General features: G+C 42.3%; 15 protein-coding genes. 4 read left to right on the forward strand and 11 right to left on the reverse strand.

Annotation, left to right across the window (positions count from 1 at the left end; genetic code table 11):
* The first annotated feature begins 52 nt into the window (after positions 1–52).
* Positions 53–952, forward strand: a complete 900-nt coding sequence (locus tag A6M13_RS06490; RefSeq protein ID WP_066544046.1) for a TIGR01777 family oxidoreductase — start codon at positions 53–55, stop codon at positions 950–952.
* Positions 953–1030: 78 nt separating this feature from the next.
* A complete protein-coding gene (gene rlmD, locus A6M13_RS06495) occupies positions 1031–2407 on the forward strand; it encodes a 23S rRNA (uracil(1939)-C(5))-methyltransferase RlmD (protein ID WP_066544047.1) in 1377 nt (458 codons plus the stop codon).
* A 315-nt stretch (positions 2408–2722) separates the two neighbouring features.
* Here the strand turns inward: rlmD and A6M13_RS06500 are convergent, their stop codons facing one another.
* Positions 2723–3661, reverse strand: coding sequence for a zinc-binding metallopeptidase (locus A6M13_RS06500; RefSeq protein ID WP_066544049.1), 939 nt, complete (start codon positions 3659–3661; stop codon positions 2723–2725).
* A gap of 133 nt (positions 3662–3794) precedes the next feature.
* Here A6M13_RS06500 and A6M13_RS06505 point away from each other — a divergent pair, with 133 nt between their 5' ends.
* Positions 3795–4436, forward strand: a complete 642-nt coding sequence (locus A6M13_RS06505; protein WP_066544051.1) for a tetratricopeptide repeat protein — start codon at positions 3795–3797, stop codon at positions 4434–4436.
* A gap of 250 nt (positions 4437–4686) precedes the next feature.
* On the opposite strand, the gene A6M13_RS06510 is transcribed toward A6M13_RS06505, so the two are convergent.
* From A6M13_RS06510 to allC, 3 genes are all read right to left on the reverse strand, one after another.
* On the reverse strand, positions 4687–5187 hold the full coding sequence (locus A6M13_RS06510) for a GNAT family N-acetyltransferase (protein WP_066544054.1): 501 nt from the start codon (positions 5185–5187) through the stop codon (positions 4687–4689).
* A gap of 83 nt (positions 5188–5270) precedes the next feature.
* The gene (locus A6M13_RS06515) at positions 5271–6515 is read right to left on the reverse strand and encodes a pyridoxal-phosphate-dependent aminotransferase family protein (protein ID WP_066544059.1); all 1245 of its coding nucleotides are present in this window, start codon (positions 6513–6515) and stop codon (positions 5271–5273) included.
* Positions 6516–6520: 5 nt separating this feature from the next.
* The gene (gene allC, locus A6M13_RS06520) at positions 6521–7741 is read right to left on the reverse strand and encodes an allantoate deiminase (protein WP_066544061.1); all 1221 of its coding nucleotides are present in this window, start codon (positions 7739–7741) and stop codon (positions 6521–6523) included.
* A 171-nt stretch (positions 7742–7912) separates the two neighbouring features.
* Here allC and A6M13_RS06525 point away from each other — a divergent pair, with 171 nt between their 5' ends.
* Positions 7913–9499: a PucR family transcriptional regulator gene (locus A6M13_RS06525; RefSeq protein ID WP_066544063.1), complete on the forward strand. Its 1587-nt coding sequence runs from the start codon at positions 7913–7915 to the stop codon at positions 9497–9499.
* Here the strand turns inward: A6M13_RS06525 and A6M13_RS06530 are convergent.
* From A6M13_RS06530 to A6M13_RS06560, 7 genes are all read right to left on the reverse strand, one after another.
* Positions 9496–10911, reverse strand: a complete 1416-nt coding sequence (locus tag A6M13_RS06530; RefSeq protein ID WP_425393909.1) for an NAD(P)-binding domain-containing protein — start codon at positions 10909–10911, stop codon at positions 9496–9498. The two genes, A6M13_RS06525 and A6M13_RS06530, sit on opposite strands and share 4 nt — an antisense overlap.
* 202 nt (positions 10912–11113) lie before the next feature.
* The gene (locus A6M13_RS06535; protein WP_066544070.1) at positions 11114–11641 is read right to left on the reverse strand and encodes a chromate transporter; all 528 of its coding nucleotides are present in this window, start codon (positions 11639–11641) and stop codon (positions 11114–11116) included.
* A complete protein-coding gene (locus tag A6M13_RS06540) occupies positions 11638–12264 on the reverse strand; it encodes a chromate transporter (protein WP_245669249.1) in 627 nt (208 codons plus the stop codon). Before A6M13_RS06540 ends, A6M13_RS06535 begins: the two co-directional genes overlap by 4 nt.
* A complete protein-coding gene (gene ggt / locus A6M13_RS06545) occupies positions 12194–13816 on the reverse strand; it encodes a gamma-glutamyltransferase (RefSeq protein ID WP_066544074.1) in 1623 nt (540 codons plus the stop codon). Before ggt ends, A6M13_RS06540 begins: the two co-directional genes overlap by 71 nt.
* Before the next feature lie 16 nt (positions 13817–13832).
* On the reverse strand, positions 13833–14678 hold the full coding sequence (locus A6M13_RS06550; protein ID WP_066544075.1) for a fumarylacetoacetate hydrolase family protein: 846 nt from the start codon (positions 14676–14678) through the stop codon (positions 13833–13835).
* Complete coding sequence (locus tag A6M13_RS06555; RefSeq protein WP_066544078.1) at positions 14675–15832, reverse strand: amidase; 1158 nt, start codon at positions 15830–15832, stop codon at positions 14675–14677. Before A6M13_RS06555 ends, A6M13_RS06550 begins: the two co-directional genes overlap by 4 nt.
* Positions 15833–16029: 197 nt before the next feature.
* Positions 16030–17217 (reverse strand): MFS transporter, encoded by a 1188-nt coding sequence (locus A6M13_RS06560; protein WP_066544080.1) that lies wholly within the window; start codon positions 17215–17217, stop codon positions 16030–16032.
* Positions 17218–17435: the final 218 nt, after the last annotated feature.

Consider the following 17435-nt stretch of genomic DNA (forward strand, 5'->3'; position numbering starts at 1 on the left):
TAAAAAAAGCATATTATGATAGTAAGACTAAAAACTAAAGGGGTGGCTTATCGTGAATATTGCGATTACAGGTGGTACGGGTTTAGTTGGACGCGCACTGACGCGACAACTGCAACAACACGGTCATGACGTTACTATTTTAACACGAGGTGAATCAAAAACAGAAGACGGCATTACGTATGTACAATACTTACAAGATGGGGCATCACCTGAAGATCATTTACAGCATATCGATGGCTTTGTGAACTTAGCAGGTGTGTCACTCAATAGCGGACGTTGGACAGAAGAAACGAAAACGGCTATTTATGAAAGTCGCATCGATGCAACTGAGGAAGTGTTGCGTATCATTCGCCATATGGAGAAGCCACCACACGTTTTAATTAATGCATCAGCAGTCGGCATTTATCCCCCATCAAAAGTAAAGGAATACACGGAACAAGAAACTGCGTTATCCGATGACTTTTTAGGCACGACTGTACGTCACTGGGAAGCAACAGCGAATAAAGCAAGTGACTACGGGGTACGTGTCGCGATGGCACGCTTTGGCGTAATTTTGCATAAAGACGCACAATCGCTACAACTCATGGCACTTCCTTATAAACTTGGCGTTGGTGGGCGTATCGGCAGTGGACAACAATGGCTCTCTTGGGTGCATGTAGACGATGTGGCACGTGCCATTTATTTCGCGATTGAGCAGGAGGAAATTGTCGGACCATTTAATGTTGTCAGTCCACGACCAATGACGATGCAAGCATTCGGCGCTACGCTAGCACAAGTATTAACCTCTCCGCACTGGCTTCCTGTCCCCGAGTTTGCACTAAAGCTCGCACTTGGTGAAAAGAGCACACTCGTTGTCGACGGACAATTTGTACAACCAGACGTTTTACAAAAGCACGGCTTCCGCTTCCAATACGAAGATGCGAAGCGCGCACTGCAACAAATATTTCATTAATAGGCCAGGCTACGTTGTTTGACGTAGCCTTTTTTCAATGTATAATGATGAAATGACTAAAATGAAGGACGTGGCAAAATGACGCAACAAACAACAATGGAAGTCGGTCAAAAGTTTCCATTAACAATTAAACGTCTTGGCATTAACGGTGAAGGGGTTGGCTTTTTTAAGCGCAACGTCGTTTTCGTAAAAGGTGCGCTTCCTGGAGAAGAAGTAACAGCACAAGTATCGAAAGTTTCACGTAATTTCGCTGAGGCTCAAATCGTAACAATTCGTAAAGCTTCACCATTCCGCCAAGAAGCACCGTGCCCTGTATATGAGCAATGTGGAGGTTGCCAATTACAGCATATGTCTTACGAAGGACAATTAAACGAAAAACGCGACATCGTAATGCAAGCACTTGAAAAATATGTACGTGATATCGCTGAAACGGCAGATGTTCGTCCAACACTTGGGATGGAAAACCCATGGAACTACCGCAATAAATCACAGTTCCAAGTACGCCAAGAAGGAAAGCGCGTATACGCAGGCTTATTCACAGAAGGCTCAAATAAACTATTAAATATTAATGACTGTCTTGTTCAAAAAGAAGTGACATCAAAAGTAACTGTTGCAACACGTAAAGCGTTACAAAAGCTTGGCATTTCGATTTATGACGGTAAAACATTAAACGGTTTAGTGCGTACAATTGTCGTACGTACAGGTGTCCGCACAGGTGAAACGCAAGTATGCTTAGTGACGACGCGCAATGAATTACCGAAAAAAGAGGAACTGCTAGAGCGTATTCGCAAAGTAGACCCTTCCATCGTCTCGATTACACAAAACGTCAATCGCGATAAAACATCACTTATTTTCGGTGAGGATACATTCACATTATGGGGCAAGGATACGATTCATGAGGAACTTGGTGAGTTAGCATTTGATTTATCATCTCGTGCATTCTTCCAGTTAAACCCGGAGCAAACAGTTCATTTATATGATGAAATTAAAAAAGCAGCTGCACTAACAGGTAAAGAATCGATCGTAGACGCTTACTGTGGTGTTGGGACAATCGGTCTTTGGTTAGCAAAAGATGCGAAGGAAGTACGTGGTATGGATATCGTGCCTGAATCTATTGATGATGCGAAGCAAAACGCGAAAGCACACGGCTTTGACCATGCTCGTTATTATACAGGTAAAGCAGAAGATTGGTTAGGTCGTTGGGCACGTTCAGGTTATGTACCTGATGTCATTACCGTTGACCCACCTCGTACTGGTTTAGATGACCGCTTTATTCAGTCTGTCTTAAAAATTAAACCGAAACGCTTTATTTACACATCTTGTAACCCATCAACATTAGCAAAAGATTTACAGCAATTAACGAAATACTATGATGTTGAATACATTCAGCCAGTCGATATGTTCCCACAAACGGCACATGTTGAAGCAGTATGTAAGCTTGTCTTAAAAAAATAAACATGTAAAAAAAGAGCATGGGACAAAAAGAAATATCCTTCAGCCATTAAGACGGCTGGAGGATATTTTTCTGCTTTTGGTGCTACTCCACATAGCGGACGCATTTCGCAGGCATGGCTTGAGGCAAACACGATGTTTGTCACATCTGCCCTGCCACACGACGTGGCGTTCTTGGCAGATGTTCCTCTTAGTAGTCTCAAGCACATGCTTTTCCTGCAGAAGTCGCCGCTTGTGTCGGGACGCACCCGCAAATTCTTATCATCTCAATACACTTATTTTCATCAGAAATAGAGTTCTGTCCCAATCTCTTCTTTTTTATTGCGTCGTAAGCCATGTTGCCGCACGTCGCAAAATATCAGCCCGTAACTCAACAAACTGTGGATAGTTATAAAAGAAGCGAATTTTGTCATCTACAATGCGGTCTGCTTGTGGATAAGTGGTTAGCACAAAATACGCAAAGGTTTCAGCAAAATCTTCTTCAATATTCACCATCGCATAATCGGATACAAACGAGTCCTCGGTGTAAAGTACATCGTCTGTTTCATAAAACTGTGTATAAAAATCATCTAAGTATGCCCCTGCTCGTATACAAACACCTTCTGACCAAAAACCTGCGCACTGTTCTTCTGACGCATAATAATCGACCTGATCGTCTCGCAATGACACAACATGCGAAAACTCATGCACATACGTAACCATTTTTTCAGATGCGATATACGGCTCCGTTTCATTTATACCTAATGTCCAGCGCGCTTCTACCTCTTCAGGATTATTCATATAAATATGCGCCAATGTGTCACTGCTTCGAAACACTTCAAACATATTAATATCAGTGCGCGCTTTTTCAGGAATGAGCCACGCAAAATCAAACCACATTGTCGCATGTCGGTCGAGCGTTTGCTGTGGCAAGTCTTTCGTGCTTTCCAGTAACTCCTCTGATAAATCAACATCATAGGTCGCAATTACTGTGAGTGGTCCTTCCTCAACATCTTCACCTAGTTCATCCGTTAACGAACCATATGTTATCGTTAAGTCTTTGACTAATTGATTGCCTCGTTCGATACAGCTCATATTGTTCGTACATTTTAGTGGCAACGCACAAATCATTTCAGCTTCCAAATATTCTTCTGTTGGCGCACAATACGCTATGTCGTTTTCAATTGGAGAGGACGGTTCAGGCGTTGCCAATTCTTCTGCCGTACAAGCGGTTAAAAAAAGTACAAGCATACTTACACACACGATAAAATACTTCAATCCGCTCCCTCCATTTCTCAACATCCTATACATTTAACATACGTTACAACAGCGTTACTGTAAATGTATAATAAGATGTTATTTCTGAAAATTCATGGTATGCTAAAAACCAATGATTTAGGAGGTTTACACGATGTCTACAGTAAATGAATTACGCGAGAAAGCGATTTTATTTAAGCGCGAAGGGAAATACGATGAAGCGATTCAATGTTATTCTGACGCCTTAAAAGAAGATAACAGCTCATTTGATGCACTTCATACGTACTACGGCTTAGCGAAGATTGCTTATTTAAAAGACGACCCTAGCTATGCCATCCGCGCGTATTTGGCTGCGGTTCATTTAGAGCTATGTCATGTTGAAAAAGATATGGCAGCTGGTACAATGCCAGAGCAATTAAAAGAAGCATTACGTCAAATTCCGCAAGAAGCGGTTGTCCAATTACCGCATCCAGCAGCGGGTGTGCTTTATTTTGACCGTGATAAACCACGCCATGTGGCACACGCGTTTATGGACTTCAACGAGGAGTTTTTAGAAACAGAGCAAAATCGCAAATATGCACAAGCTTATAAAGCACAGTTGCGCGGCGACGATTCATATGAACAAGTGCTTGCTGAACAAGGTATTACTGATGAAGAAGTTCGTGCAGCAGAGTTTCAGTTTTATTGGCCGTTTGGCGCGCGTTTCTTTATGCAAAATGGCATTGACTGGTCACGCTTAAGCTCAACAAATGTTTTTGAAATTTACTTCGAATCAGAAGAACGTACAATTCGCTAAAAATAGGTGGCGTACAATGCAAACGATCATTGAGGCCAAATGCTATTTTTGATAAAAATGGATGCATTGAAATGATAAAAACTCATTCGTGTGTTCCGATATAAGCGGCAACCGCAGTGGCAAAGCAGTTATGGCACGCTTCGTGTTTGCCTCACACATGCCTGCGAAACGTTTTCGCTATGCGGCGCACAAAGAATACCCTTCAGCATTCATCACTGCTGAAGGGTGTTTTTAGTATCCAACGCTTAGGCTACTTTTCACATGTAAAGCCGTACGTATAAAGACGAATATGCTCATCGTCAATTACTGCATCTTGCACATCAATCGGATGCCCACCTAGCTTATCAAAAAAGGCTAAGCTTGCCGCATCATCAACAACGCGTAAATAAATTTGCTGTGCACCTTTTTGTTGCATCAACTGTAAAAAATGTTCCATTAATTCGCGCCCATGTCCAAGACCATTATGCTCTGGTAACACATATAAACTAATTAACTCCGCTTCATACCCCGGATAATTTTCTTTTCGTACAAGTCCACCACTTACAAATCCAAGAATACGCCCATCCTTTTCAACGACAAATGTGTGCAAATGTTCGTTGGCAACCGTATCTTCCCATAAATATGTACGCTTTTGTAATGATAAACTTTCTAAAAACTGCTCGCTCACATGCTCTGTATATGTAGCGCGCCAGCAAGCAATTTGCAATGCTGCAATTGCTTCAGCATCTTGTGCAGTTGCTAATCGTATCATTTGTTTCATCCCCCTTACGTATACTTTATTATTTCACTTATCGGAAGAAGTTGAAAACAAAAAATAGTCAAAAATCAAAATTTTTATTGCGTAGCGTATTCCGTTGCCATATAAAATGCTAATGTTGCTTGTATCGCTTCACCACGAACAACGCGTACATTATGCTGAATAAGCGTTGCTTCTAATGCGCTTAATACCGCTAATACATTTTCCTTTCGGCAGCTATAGCCCATCGTACCGATACGCCAAATTTTGCCGTGGAGTGGACCAAATGACGAGGCAATTTCAACACCAAAATGCGTCAGTAAAAATTGGCGTACACGATCACCATTCACACCTTCAGGAATTTGGATACACGTCACACACGTTAATGCATGTGTTTCTTCACCAAATAGTTCTAGCCCCATGGCGCGCAAGCCTTGCTGTAATGCTTGTGCATGATACGCATGTCGTGCAAAGCGCACTGGCAATGTTTCTTCAAGCGCTAAACGAACGCCCTCACGTAGCGCGTACAACATGGACGTAGATTCTGTATGATGATTTAAACGACGCGGGCTCCAATAATCCATTAACATCGCTAAATCAAAATAGTTCGTCGCGATTGGTGTAAACGTCGTCACATCACACAGATCGTCAGCAGTTGCAATGCCCTGCTCCACTTTTTTACGCGCTGTAATCACTTCGGCTACACGTTCATTAAATGTAATCGGCGCCATGCCTGCAGGTACTGACAAACATTTTTGCGTCCCACCAATACAGGCATCAATACACCATTCATCCACACGCACATCGACACCACCAATTGACGCAACCGCATCGACAACGAAAAATACGCCTTTCTCACGACAATACATACCGATTTCTTGTAATGGCTGCATACGTCCTGTCGATGTTTCGCCGTGTACACACGCGACAATTTTTGGCTCATGTAGCTGAATTGCGTCGATGACCAGTTGTGGCTCAAATACCTCTCCCCATTCACAATGCAGTTCAATCACTTCCGCACCGTAACGTTGTGCGATTTCAACAAGTAAGTGTCCAAAGCGTCCATAAATCGGCACAAGTACTTTATCACCTGGCTCAATTAAACTTGCCAGCACCGCTTCATTTCCAGCACGAGATGTACCGTTAATCGGAAATGCCCACTGATTTTTCGTTTGAAATAGCGCGCGTAACATCTCCATCACTTCATTCATGATATGCGTAAAGCTTGGGTCAAACTGTCCAACAATCGGTGTCGCTAATGCACGTAATACACGCGGGTCTGCTTCTACCGGTCCTGGGGTCATAATTGTGCGCTGTGGCACGTTAATTGGTTGCCAAGTCATCGTCCTCACTCCTTATAAGCTAATTCATACAAAATATGCGTTAACACTTCGACACCGCGCTGTAAATGCTCCGGTGTACTATATTCTTGCGGAGAATGGCTAATGCCGTCCTTACTCGGGACGAAAATTAACGTCGTTGGCACATGTTCACCAAATACTTGCGCGTCATGACCTGCTCCGCTCAACATCTCCTTATAGGGAATGTGCTGTTGTTGTAAATATAACTTCAGTTGATCATTAACCTGCTTGTCCATTGCAACGGGTGCAACTTCTAACCATTGTTCAAAAATAATCGTCGCGCCCACATTTTTCGCCAATTGTTCCATGTTGAAAAATATTTTTTCACAAAACATCGCGATGGTAGCTTCATCATAATGGCGCACATCCAATGTAAACTTCACATCGTTCGCAATCACATTTGGTACATTCGGAAACGCTGTAATTTGTCCTGTTGTTGCGACGAAACCATCACCTACTTCATTGGCTGCGTCTGCACATAATGAAATACATTGCGCTGCTATGACAAGCGCATCTTTACGATAATGCATCGGTGTTGTACCTGCGTGATTACTTTGTCCACCAATTGAGATCGTATAACGGCGCTGCCCGACAATATATGACACAACCCCAATTTCTTTTTGTTCCTGCTCTAGCACTTGCCCTTGCTCAATATGCAACTCAACAAAGCGTACAATATCTTTACGCTGTGCATCTTGCCCCCCCGTCACGCCACATGCTTGACGTGCTGACGCAAGCGAAACATCATCTGCATCTGTAATATTTTGCATCTGTGCTAATTTATACTGTCCGGTAATACTACGCGAGCCCCAAAATGTTAATGGAAAGCGGCTGCCCTCCTCTTCACATAAAGACACAACTTCAAGTGTGCGCTTCGGTGCGCCGTACTGTCGTTTCAATTCACTTACCGCTAACAAACTTGCTAGTACACCGTATGCACCGTCTAATTTACCGCCGTTAATGACGGTATCAATATGCGAGCCCGTTAAAATCACTTCCTCTGGATAGACCGTTCCTTCACTGCGTGCAAACACATTGCCGACTGCGTCCATATTGACCGTTAGTTGCAATTCTTTCATACGTTGCTGTAAGGCTTGTTGTGCCTCTTGCCATGCCGGTGTATAAAGTAGCCTTGTGACGCCACGCTCTGCGGTTTCACCAAACTGTGCGAGCCAATCAACATAGTTTTGAATCGTCGTTGTTATCATCACTACGTTCACCTCAACTTTTCTATGTAAGTTTTTGTAACTTATTTATGATATGTATTGTACGGTTTTTGGATGGAACGTTCATTGACACATATGCACAAAATTTTTAAATTAGTTGTATACATACGCTAAAAATAAATGATTTCTCAAATCCATTGGAGGTTATGTCACATGAATGTTGCTGAATTAATGACAGTTCCACAGTTTGAAACACTAGAAGTACTTGCGGGAAAAGAAGGCATTACGAAGGAAATTAGCACCGTTACAATGATGGACGCGCCAGATATTATTCAGTTTTTAAAGCCTGGTGAATTACTGGTGACCACTGCGTACCATGTAAAAGATGATGAACAATCATTACTACAATTAATTGAAGCGATGAGTACGATGAATTGCACAGCGCTTGCGATAAAAACAAAACGCTTTATGCAAGAAATCCCCCCAAAAGCATTGGCACTTGCCAATCAGCTCCACTTTCCGATTATTGAGTTACCACTTGATATGTCGCTCAATGAAATTGTGACGTATATTTTACGCTCCATGCTGAATGAACGGGAGTCTGAGCTGATGCTTGCGCTTGATACACATAAGCAATTTACACAAATGATTATGAAAGGTCGTAGCATCCAACAGCTTCTAAAGCAACTTTCCTCAATGATTGAAACACCTGTGCAGTTCGTCAATGAACATATGCATAGCATCGCTGCCTCTCACCCTGCCTACTACTTCGATGCGCACCAGCAGCGTCTAGCAAAAACAGAAACGCAACTAAGTTACATGGACTCCAAGAAGACATACACCTTTATTCCCGTACCAATCACTGAGCGAAATTGTGGCTTTTTAATTATTTCAACGAGCTTACACGACGAACGTAAAGTCGATAAACTTGTGTGCGAGCAAGCCGCCAATGTATTATCATTTTTTTTAATGAAAGAATACGCTTTAAATCAACAAAAGCGCAATGCACGCAATGACTTTTTCAGCAAGTTTTTAAATGGCACGTATTCATCAAAGGAAACAATTAGCCGGCTTGAAGAATTTTCATTAGCTGCCGCCAAGCCGTATGTGTGCATTGTCGGACAAATCGACCGCATAAAAAGCACATTTAGTCATATGCAATCACAACGGCTAATGGATGATTTACTTGATTTTATCGAAAGCTATGTGTCGATGCACACGCTCCCTATTCACTTCTTCAATCGAGAAATGCATAGTATTTTACTGATTGAAGCACCGCCGAACTGTGTGCGCGCCGGTGAATTTGTCGAGCCTTTTTTACGCGAGCTTCAGCACATTATTCAAACGCAATTTAAAGAAACGATGTCGTTCGGTGTCTCAAATGTGATGCGTAGTTTTTTACAATGTAAAGCAGGTGTCAAAGAAGCATCAGAAGCACTCGCAAAAGGAGAGCTTGCGCAAAAGACAAGCTATATTCAAATGTACGATGTTAAAGATATTACCGAGTTGCTGCATTTAATTCCATATGAAAACTTACATGCATACTATGACCATACATTCCATGCGTTACAGGCGATTAAAAATAAAGATGAACGGGATTCATTATTTCAAACGATTGGTGTGTATTTAGAAACACATTGTCAAATCGCTGAAACCGCAAAGCGTTTATTTATCCACCGTAACACTGTCGTCTATCGTCTTGAAAAATGTGAGGAGCTGCTTGGTCAATCTTTAAAAAGCCCTGAGCTGACACTTCAACTCCGTTTAGCGTTCCGCGTCAAGCAGCTACTTGAACTTTAAACATTCGTTGTGACGTGTAGCTCTTCGTCAGCGACAAATTCTTCAACGTCATATGCTAAAAAGTCGCGTACAATTTGCTGGCGATTATCTAAAAATAATTGGTCAGCAATTGCAGCAACAAGGCGCGGTACACCAAAGCGCATGCCGGATAATGCCGATGCGACAAGCCCACAGCTCGGCAATGCACCGTAATTGAATAAAAACAGACCGTGTAACATATCTTGTCCTTGTGGTGTACGCCCCGTAAACTCAAATCCTTTTTGTAAATAAGGATGCAGTTCAATTAACGGATGTTTCATCGTTTCTGGCGCTTTGTAGCAGTCAGACCAACGTGCAATATGTTGCTCCACTAAACGTAGTTCGGGACGTAATGCTGGATTCGTCAGTAAGCCGGTACTTACAATGATGAAATCGTAATGATATGTGCCATGTGGTGTTGTAATCGCGACTTCTTTCTTGCCGGTTTCTTGTACATGTAAAATTGGTGAGTTCGTATGTAGCGCAAACCCTTCATAGCTTGCAGCACGTCGAAATGTATCATTTGTTGGTGGTTGGTTATAGCGAAAGAAATGAGCAATCGCTGCGTATTTTTCGTCATCACGTAATGCATGGAAACGCTCAATTAAGCCCGACTGCTCCATTTGACGAATCGGATTGACGCGCGGCATTTCTTGGCGACGTACAAATACATGCGCTTGTTGCACACCTTGTTGTAAAGTATAGTACGCATTATCAAACGCAGATGCACCGCCACCAATAATCGCGACACGTTTATTTTTAAGTGCAGCCATATCAATAATTTCTGATGTATGTGCGTAATAGTTTTTGGGGATACTTTCTTTAATTGTCGGGGGTACATGCCATTCACCGCCACCTTGAATGCCTGTTGCTAACACAACTTTTCGTGCAATGATAGACGTTTGCCCTGTACAAACTCGGTGCATACCATTTAATAATGGCTCAATCACGTCCACTTTCGTGTCATTTTGAATCGGTAGCTGTAACACTTCTCGATACCAGCGCAAATATTGCATCCAAAGACTACGTGGAATTTTATCAAGTGCATCCCATGAAGCTTGACCAAACTTTGCAGTATGCCACGCTTGATATGTCAGTGACGCATGCCCTAAATCAACAGACGTAATATGTTTTGGCGTACGCAATGTTACCATACGCGCATATGTTTCCCATGGACCTTCATAGCCTTCTGGGTTTTCATCTAATACGATAATATTGGAAATACGTTCTTTCTTTAGCGCAAACGCTGTCGCAAGCCCACTTTGACCACCACCGATAATGACTACATCATATACATGTTGCCCTTCAAATGTTGTAGCAGTTGTCCAATCTGGTGCATCAAAATTAATCCACTGTAATTCACGTTGAATTTGTTCATTTAATTGCTGTAGCATATGCATCCGCTCCTTAATGTTATAAAATCTAACATATTATTTATACACTTAGTGTAGCATGACATTATGTAAAATTATTTAGTGACATTGCCAAAACAGATGCATTCATTTTAGTCATATTCACTAAAACGCAACACTCATAATGTTAGTTTTATTAACATAAAAAAACACTTGAAGCATTTACTTCAAGTGTTCGTATTATTTATAAAAATAATGCGCCTAATGCTAAACCACCGACGATGACAAATGCTGGATGCAGTTTCACCTTTTCTAATAAAATATAACTAACGACAGCCATCGCAATTGTTGCTAACACACCAATTGCATTCCATGACTCCACGAAAAAGTCCACCGTTAACGCACCCATCAATACTGTAATTGCTGGGAGTACATAACTCGACAATCGTTTTACACGCGGTGAGTTTTTGTACATATGTAAAATTTTCAGTAGCATAATCATTAAAAATACAGATGGTGTGACTGTCGCGAGTAATGCAATCGCTGCGCCCCAAAAGCCGCCAATTTCATAGCCAACATATGCCGCCATTTTCGTTGCAATCGGTCCTGGTAATGCGTTCCCCATTGCAAGTACTTCTGAAAACTCCGCTTTCGTCATCCATTCATAATTCTCAACGACTTCATGCTCAACAAGTGGAATAGTTGCCGGACCACCGCCGTATCCTAAAATATTCGGGATAAAAAACGCTAAAAAGATTTGTACATAAATCATGCTTTAGCCCCCTTTACCGGTAATGCAAACGCTAAAAATAACAGTATCGCTATGACAATCCCTGGATGAATCCCTAACACTTCCATTGCAACGATGCTTGCGATTAACAGCGGAATCGCTAATTTTAATCCGAGTTGCTTATTCGCCTTCGTGAAAAATTCCCACGTTAACACTGCCATCATCACACCGACAATCGGTACAACGCCATTTGTCATACCGTTTACCCAACCGACTTCACGATACTTAGCAAGTGTACCAAGTAATACAATCATCAAAATGGCAGAAGGTAGCATCGATGCAAAAATAGCATTGAGCATGCCAAGCCAGCCCGCTACTTGAAAGCCAATGCTTCCCGCTAACTTTGTTGCAATTGGTCCTGGCAATGTATTGCCGATTGCAATTTGCTTAGCAAACTCGTCACTATCCATAAAGCCATAATTATCGACGACTTCCTTTTTCATTAATGGTATTGCCGTTGGACCACCGCCGAACCCTAAAATACCAGCTCGGAAAAAGCCCATTGCTAACTCTTTATGCACCTGACCACGCGACTTAGTAACCGACTGCTGCTCCGTCGCTTCTTGGATCAGTTCCTCCGTATTTGACTGCTGTTTGTTGATCAATCCAAATCGCCCCCGCATGCCCCATTACATCCGTTAATGGTGGCATCATTTCAATATCATGTCCAAACTGTTGCAACTTGTCACATACTGACTGTGCAATTCGACTTTCAAGCTTCACTGTGTTCGAATCTGCACCCCACGTTCGACCATATAGCCAACGCGGTGCTTCGATTGCTTCTTGTACATTCATGCCGTAGTCGATAATGCGTGTCACAAGTGCTGCTTGTGTTTGAGGTTGCCCTTCTCCTCCCATTGTACCGTACACTAAACACGGTTGACCATCCTTCAAAAGCATTGCCGGATTTAATGTATGGAATGTACGCTTTTTCGGCTGAAGTGCGTTAATATGCGCCTCATCTAACGAGAAGAAGCTACCGCGATTTTGCAATAATACACCCGTGCCTTTTGGGATAAAGCCTGAACCAAATTCATGATAAATGCTTTGAATGAATGACACTGCATTGCCGTCTTTATCGACAATGCCAAACCAAACTGTATCGCCTTTTGGGTCTAGTGGTTGTAGCTCTTTCGGTGTCATCTCAATTGTTGCCGCAAGTTCTTTTCCTCGCTGGGCACTTAATAATTCATCCGTCGGAATATCAACAAACTCTGGGTCTGTTACGTAACGGTCTCTATCTGCAAACGCGCGTTTAATAGCTTCTACAAGCACATGATAATATTGAGCTGAACCTTCAGGAATACTCGCGATATCAATATGATTTAAAATATTTAAAATTGATAATGAGGCGATTCCCTGTGTATTCGGTGGTAAATTGTACGCATCATAACCACGGTAATTCACCGTTAGCGGTGTTACCCAACTGCTTGTATGCTCACGGAAATCTCGCTCCGTTAATACGCCGCCGTGCGCTGCTAAATCCTCGACTACCTGCTTCGCAAGCTCATCATAGAAATACACTGCCCCGTCTTCTGCAATTCGCTGTAATGTGTACGCTAAATCCTCTTGCTTAAACACTGAACCCACTTCTGGCGGCTTCCCGTCTTGTAAATAAATCGTTGAAAATTCCTCAAAGCGCTGCAATGCTCGGAAATGCTCATCTGGTTCTAAATTTACTTCAGTCCAATGCTGCTGACTTGGTGTCACTGGGAAACCGTCACGTGCGTATTGTATCGCATCGTCTAGTAATTGCGCCCATCGCTGTGTACCATTCATATGCTCTTGGCTATATGTATACGCATCTTCCCACCCTTTTACTGCCCCTGGTACAGTGTTTGCAGCAAGTGCGCCCCGCGCCGGAATCTGGTCATAACCACGCGATTTATAAAAATCAATCGTAGCTTGCTCTCCTGCACGTCCACTTGCATTTAACGCCTTCATCTCTTGTGTATGTGCGTTGTAAATAAGCCAAAAGTTGTCACCACCAATACCGTTCATATGTGGATAAACAACACCGATTGTTGAAGCTGCTGCAATAGCTGCTTCAATCGCATTGCCACCTTGCTGTAATACTTTCAGCGCCGCCTGTGATGCTAAATAATGCGGCGTCGTTACCATCCCATTCATCCCCATTGTTGTTGCACGATATTGCATACACCCATCCCCTTTTCTATACCACCTTATTTTGTAAAATCGGTAAGCCCGAAATAACACACGATGCTACATCCCCTGACTGCACAATAAATGACCCTGGTGTTCCGGTCATAATAATATCACCCGGCTGTAGTGTAACAAATGTTGAAAGGTACGACACAATATAAGCAGGTGAGTACATCATATGCGCGATGCTATTTTCATGAATTACTTGTCCATTATGAACAGACTGCACAGTTAGCATCGCGATATCTTCCACTTCATCGGTCGTCGTCAATACAGGTCCAAAGCTAAAGAAGGTCGGAAACACTTTTGAGATTTGCATAAAGCGTGGGTTTTTCGCATGAATATCACGTGCCGTCATGTCGAGTGACGTTGTGTACGCAGCGATATAATTGAGTGCGTCCGCTTCTGATACATTCGTACAAGCTTTGCCAATGATTAATGCTAACTCGCCTTCTGCGGATACTTCCTCTGCGGTTGTCGGTAAGCGAATGGCATCTCCCTCACTAATCATTGACGAGGTAGGCTTCATAAAAATAACAGGCTCCTCTGCGCGCTCCGCTTGCAAATCTTCTAACTTCTCTACATAGTTCATGCCAACCCCGAAAATATGATGTGCTTCACGATACGGCATTTGAAGCTGATTGCTATGTATATGTAGTGTTGGTAAATGCGCCATGCTGCGAGAAACATATAATTGGCGCAACACATCTAGTTGACCTTGCGCTAACAATTGTAAAAGAGTCACTGGAAACTCCGTCTGAAAAGCATCATTAATGTCTGTCACAAGTATCAAGTCCTCGTCTCGTAAAATCGCCGCTTGTTCCATGCCGTTATAAACAATTGTACAAATTTTCAAGCGAATACACCTCCTAATTTGGTAACAAATTGTAGTAATGCTCGGTCTGCGCCGCGATTGGCAATAAACGATACTGCAATCGGTAAGCCTTGTGCATTTTTCACCGGTATTGTCACTTGTGGGAAACCACTTAACCCAGCAATACAAGACAGCTCCATTGTTTGTGTACGCACACGTTCTAACACTTCACCACTTGCGCCTTTTAGTGGGGCAACAGATGGTGTTGTTGGAATTGCTAACAATGTATGTTGTCCAAGTAACTGCGATAATTGTTGTGTAAACAATTGTTGCTGGTATTTCAATTCGTCATACATGCTTGCATCGAGTGTTTTCGTCCATAAAAAGCGTTCTGCAATTGCTTGGGCAAATTGGGGCTCTGCCGTTTCAATCCACGCTCCATGTTGCTGCCAAATTTCAATCCCTTGTATATAACGGAATAATTGCGCGCATTCCGTTAACGATGTTTGTAGCGTAGTAGCTGTTGTCGGTAGGCCTGCTTTTTGCACAACGTCCTCTAATAATACGCCGTGTTCTTCACTAACATAACTCCACGCTTGTGTTTCATATACAATACGGTCAAACGTTTGGTTTGTCGTATTTTTCGGTAAAAGCACATCACCTACTTGCTGTAAAAGATGCGCACTACGTGTCATCCATCCTACTGTATCAAAGCTTTTTGCTAACGGAATAACGCCTTCTAACGTTACCGCCTGATAAGTTGGACGAATACCATATAATCCGCAATATGCGGACGGGATCCGTACTGAACCGCCTGTATCAGTACCTAACGCAAAATCAACTTCCTCCCATGCGACCGCGGCTGCTGAACCACTAGAAGACCCACCCGGAATACGTTCATGATCATATGGATTGGACGGTGTGCCATAATGCATATTTTCACCATTTAAGCTGTACATCAGTTCGTCCGTAATCGCCATACCTTTGCATGTCGCACCTTGTGCTAATAATGCTTCAATGGTTGGTGCAGTTTGTGTACTCGGTGTATGTGTCGCTAACCACGTCGGATTGCCCGCACTATTTGTATATCCTTTTACGGCAAATACATCCTTCACTGCAAATGTAGTTGCTGATAAATCTCCTTCTTGCGTCTTTGCAAGTTGTACGTTCGTTGTCATAAAAGCATGTGATGTCATATGCAGCACTCCTCCATGTCATATTTTCTTACATAATTTCACTATACGTTATCCTTTATAGAGCGTCATTGTATGAATGAACTAAAGTTTTTAGAAACTATTAGCTACTCTTACTAATACCCGGTTCTTATGAAACAATCCACCATTATAAAAAAGAAGCACCTCTACATACATAAAGAGATGCTTCTTACATATTGCTATTTAGGTAATTCCGTACTTGCTTCTTCATAATACGGTGTTTTCAAGCGACTACCGATATAAAAAATAATAAATATGATAAACAATAAGCCGGCAAATAAATATAAAAAACTCGCTGACGTTACGCCTAAATACGCACCACCTAAAAATGGTCCAGTTAAGCTACCGATACTAAATGCCATGCCGCAAATTAAATTGCCGGTTGGTAAATACGCTTTCGGAGTTAAATCTGCCATATACGTAATGCCGAGTGAAAACAGCGAACCCGCACACATCCCCGCGCATGCGACAAACACTGCAATAAGTACCGGATTGGCCTCAACAAAGCTCGCCAGTAAAAAGAATAATGCCCCACCTAAAATACCGCCTCGAATAACAGCACGTCGTCCAATACGGTCTCCTAATAAGCCGAGTGGAAATTGCGTTACTAATGCACCGACTGCAAAAGCAGATAAAATAACGGTTACCATGCCCACTTCGATACCATTACGTAGTGCGTACACTGGAAACAGTGCGTTTAATGACGATTCCAAAAAGCCGTATACAAATGGCGGTAAAAATCCTAACCAGCCGTATTTAAATGCCCATTTATAACGTGCAAAGCCGGCATGCTTTTCAGAAACTTGAAACGGCTCAGGGCGCTCATTTTTAACGAAGAACACTAGTAGCCATGCAACACCACATAATGCCGATGATACAATAAACGGTAAGCTCTCCGATATTTCAACAAGCCCTGCAAATAATGGCCCAATGGCAAAACCTGCACCAAATGACATACCATAAATCGCCATGCTTTTTCCAAGTTTATTCGGTGCAGATGTGCTTGTAATCCATGTTTGCGTCGCAAAATGTAACGCATGGTCACCAATACCAATAAGCATCCGTAGCACAAACCAAAATGTAACACTTTTCCATAATGGAAATAATAATAGCGATACAAGTACTAACAAACCACCGATAATAATAATCGGTTTATAGCCGTATTTACGTAACGGCTGTTCAATAAATGGTGAAATAAGCAACGTCCCAATATAAAGACCTGTAGCATTTAAACCATTTAATGTAGACGACACACCATCTTGCTCAAATATAATGGCGATTAATGGCAATAACATCCCTTGTGAAAAGCCTGAAATAGAAACGATAATGACTAAAATCAAAAATCGTCGTTGCTCATAATTTTGCATAATTCCCCTACCTTATTCGTTGCTGTTTTTATTATAACGCAAACAAAAAGCAAGTCTATGTACTGGATGAAGATACATAGACTTGCTATCGATAGGTTATTTCCATATGTGTATGCTTTTCCTAGCAGACTTGATCAAGGTCTTGCTAACCGAGTTGCATTTCGCCTCCTCTTTTTTGTGGGTTTTCGTATTTGAAATTCACCTCGGCACCCTCTCCT

The sequence above is a fragment of the Caryophanon tenue genome (assembly GCF_001700315.1).
GTDB lineage: Bacteria > Bacillota > Bacilli > Bacillales_A > Planococcaceae > Caryophanon > Caryophanon tenue.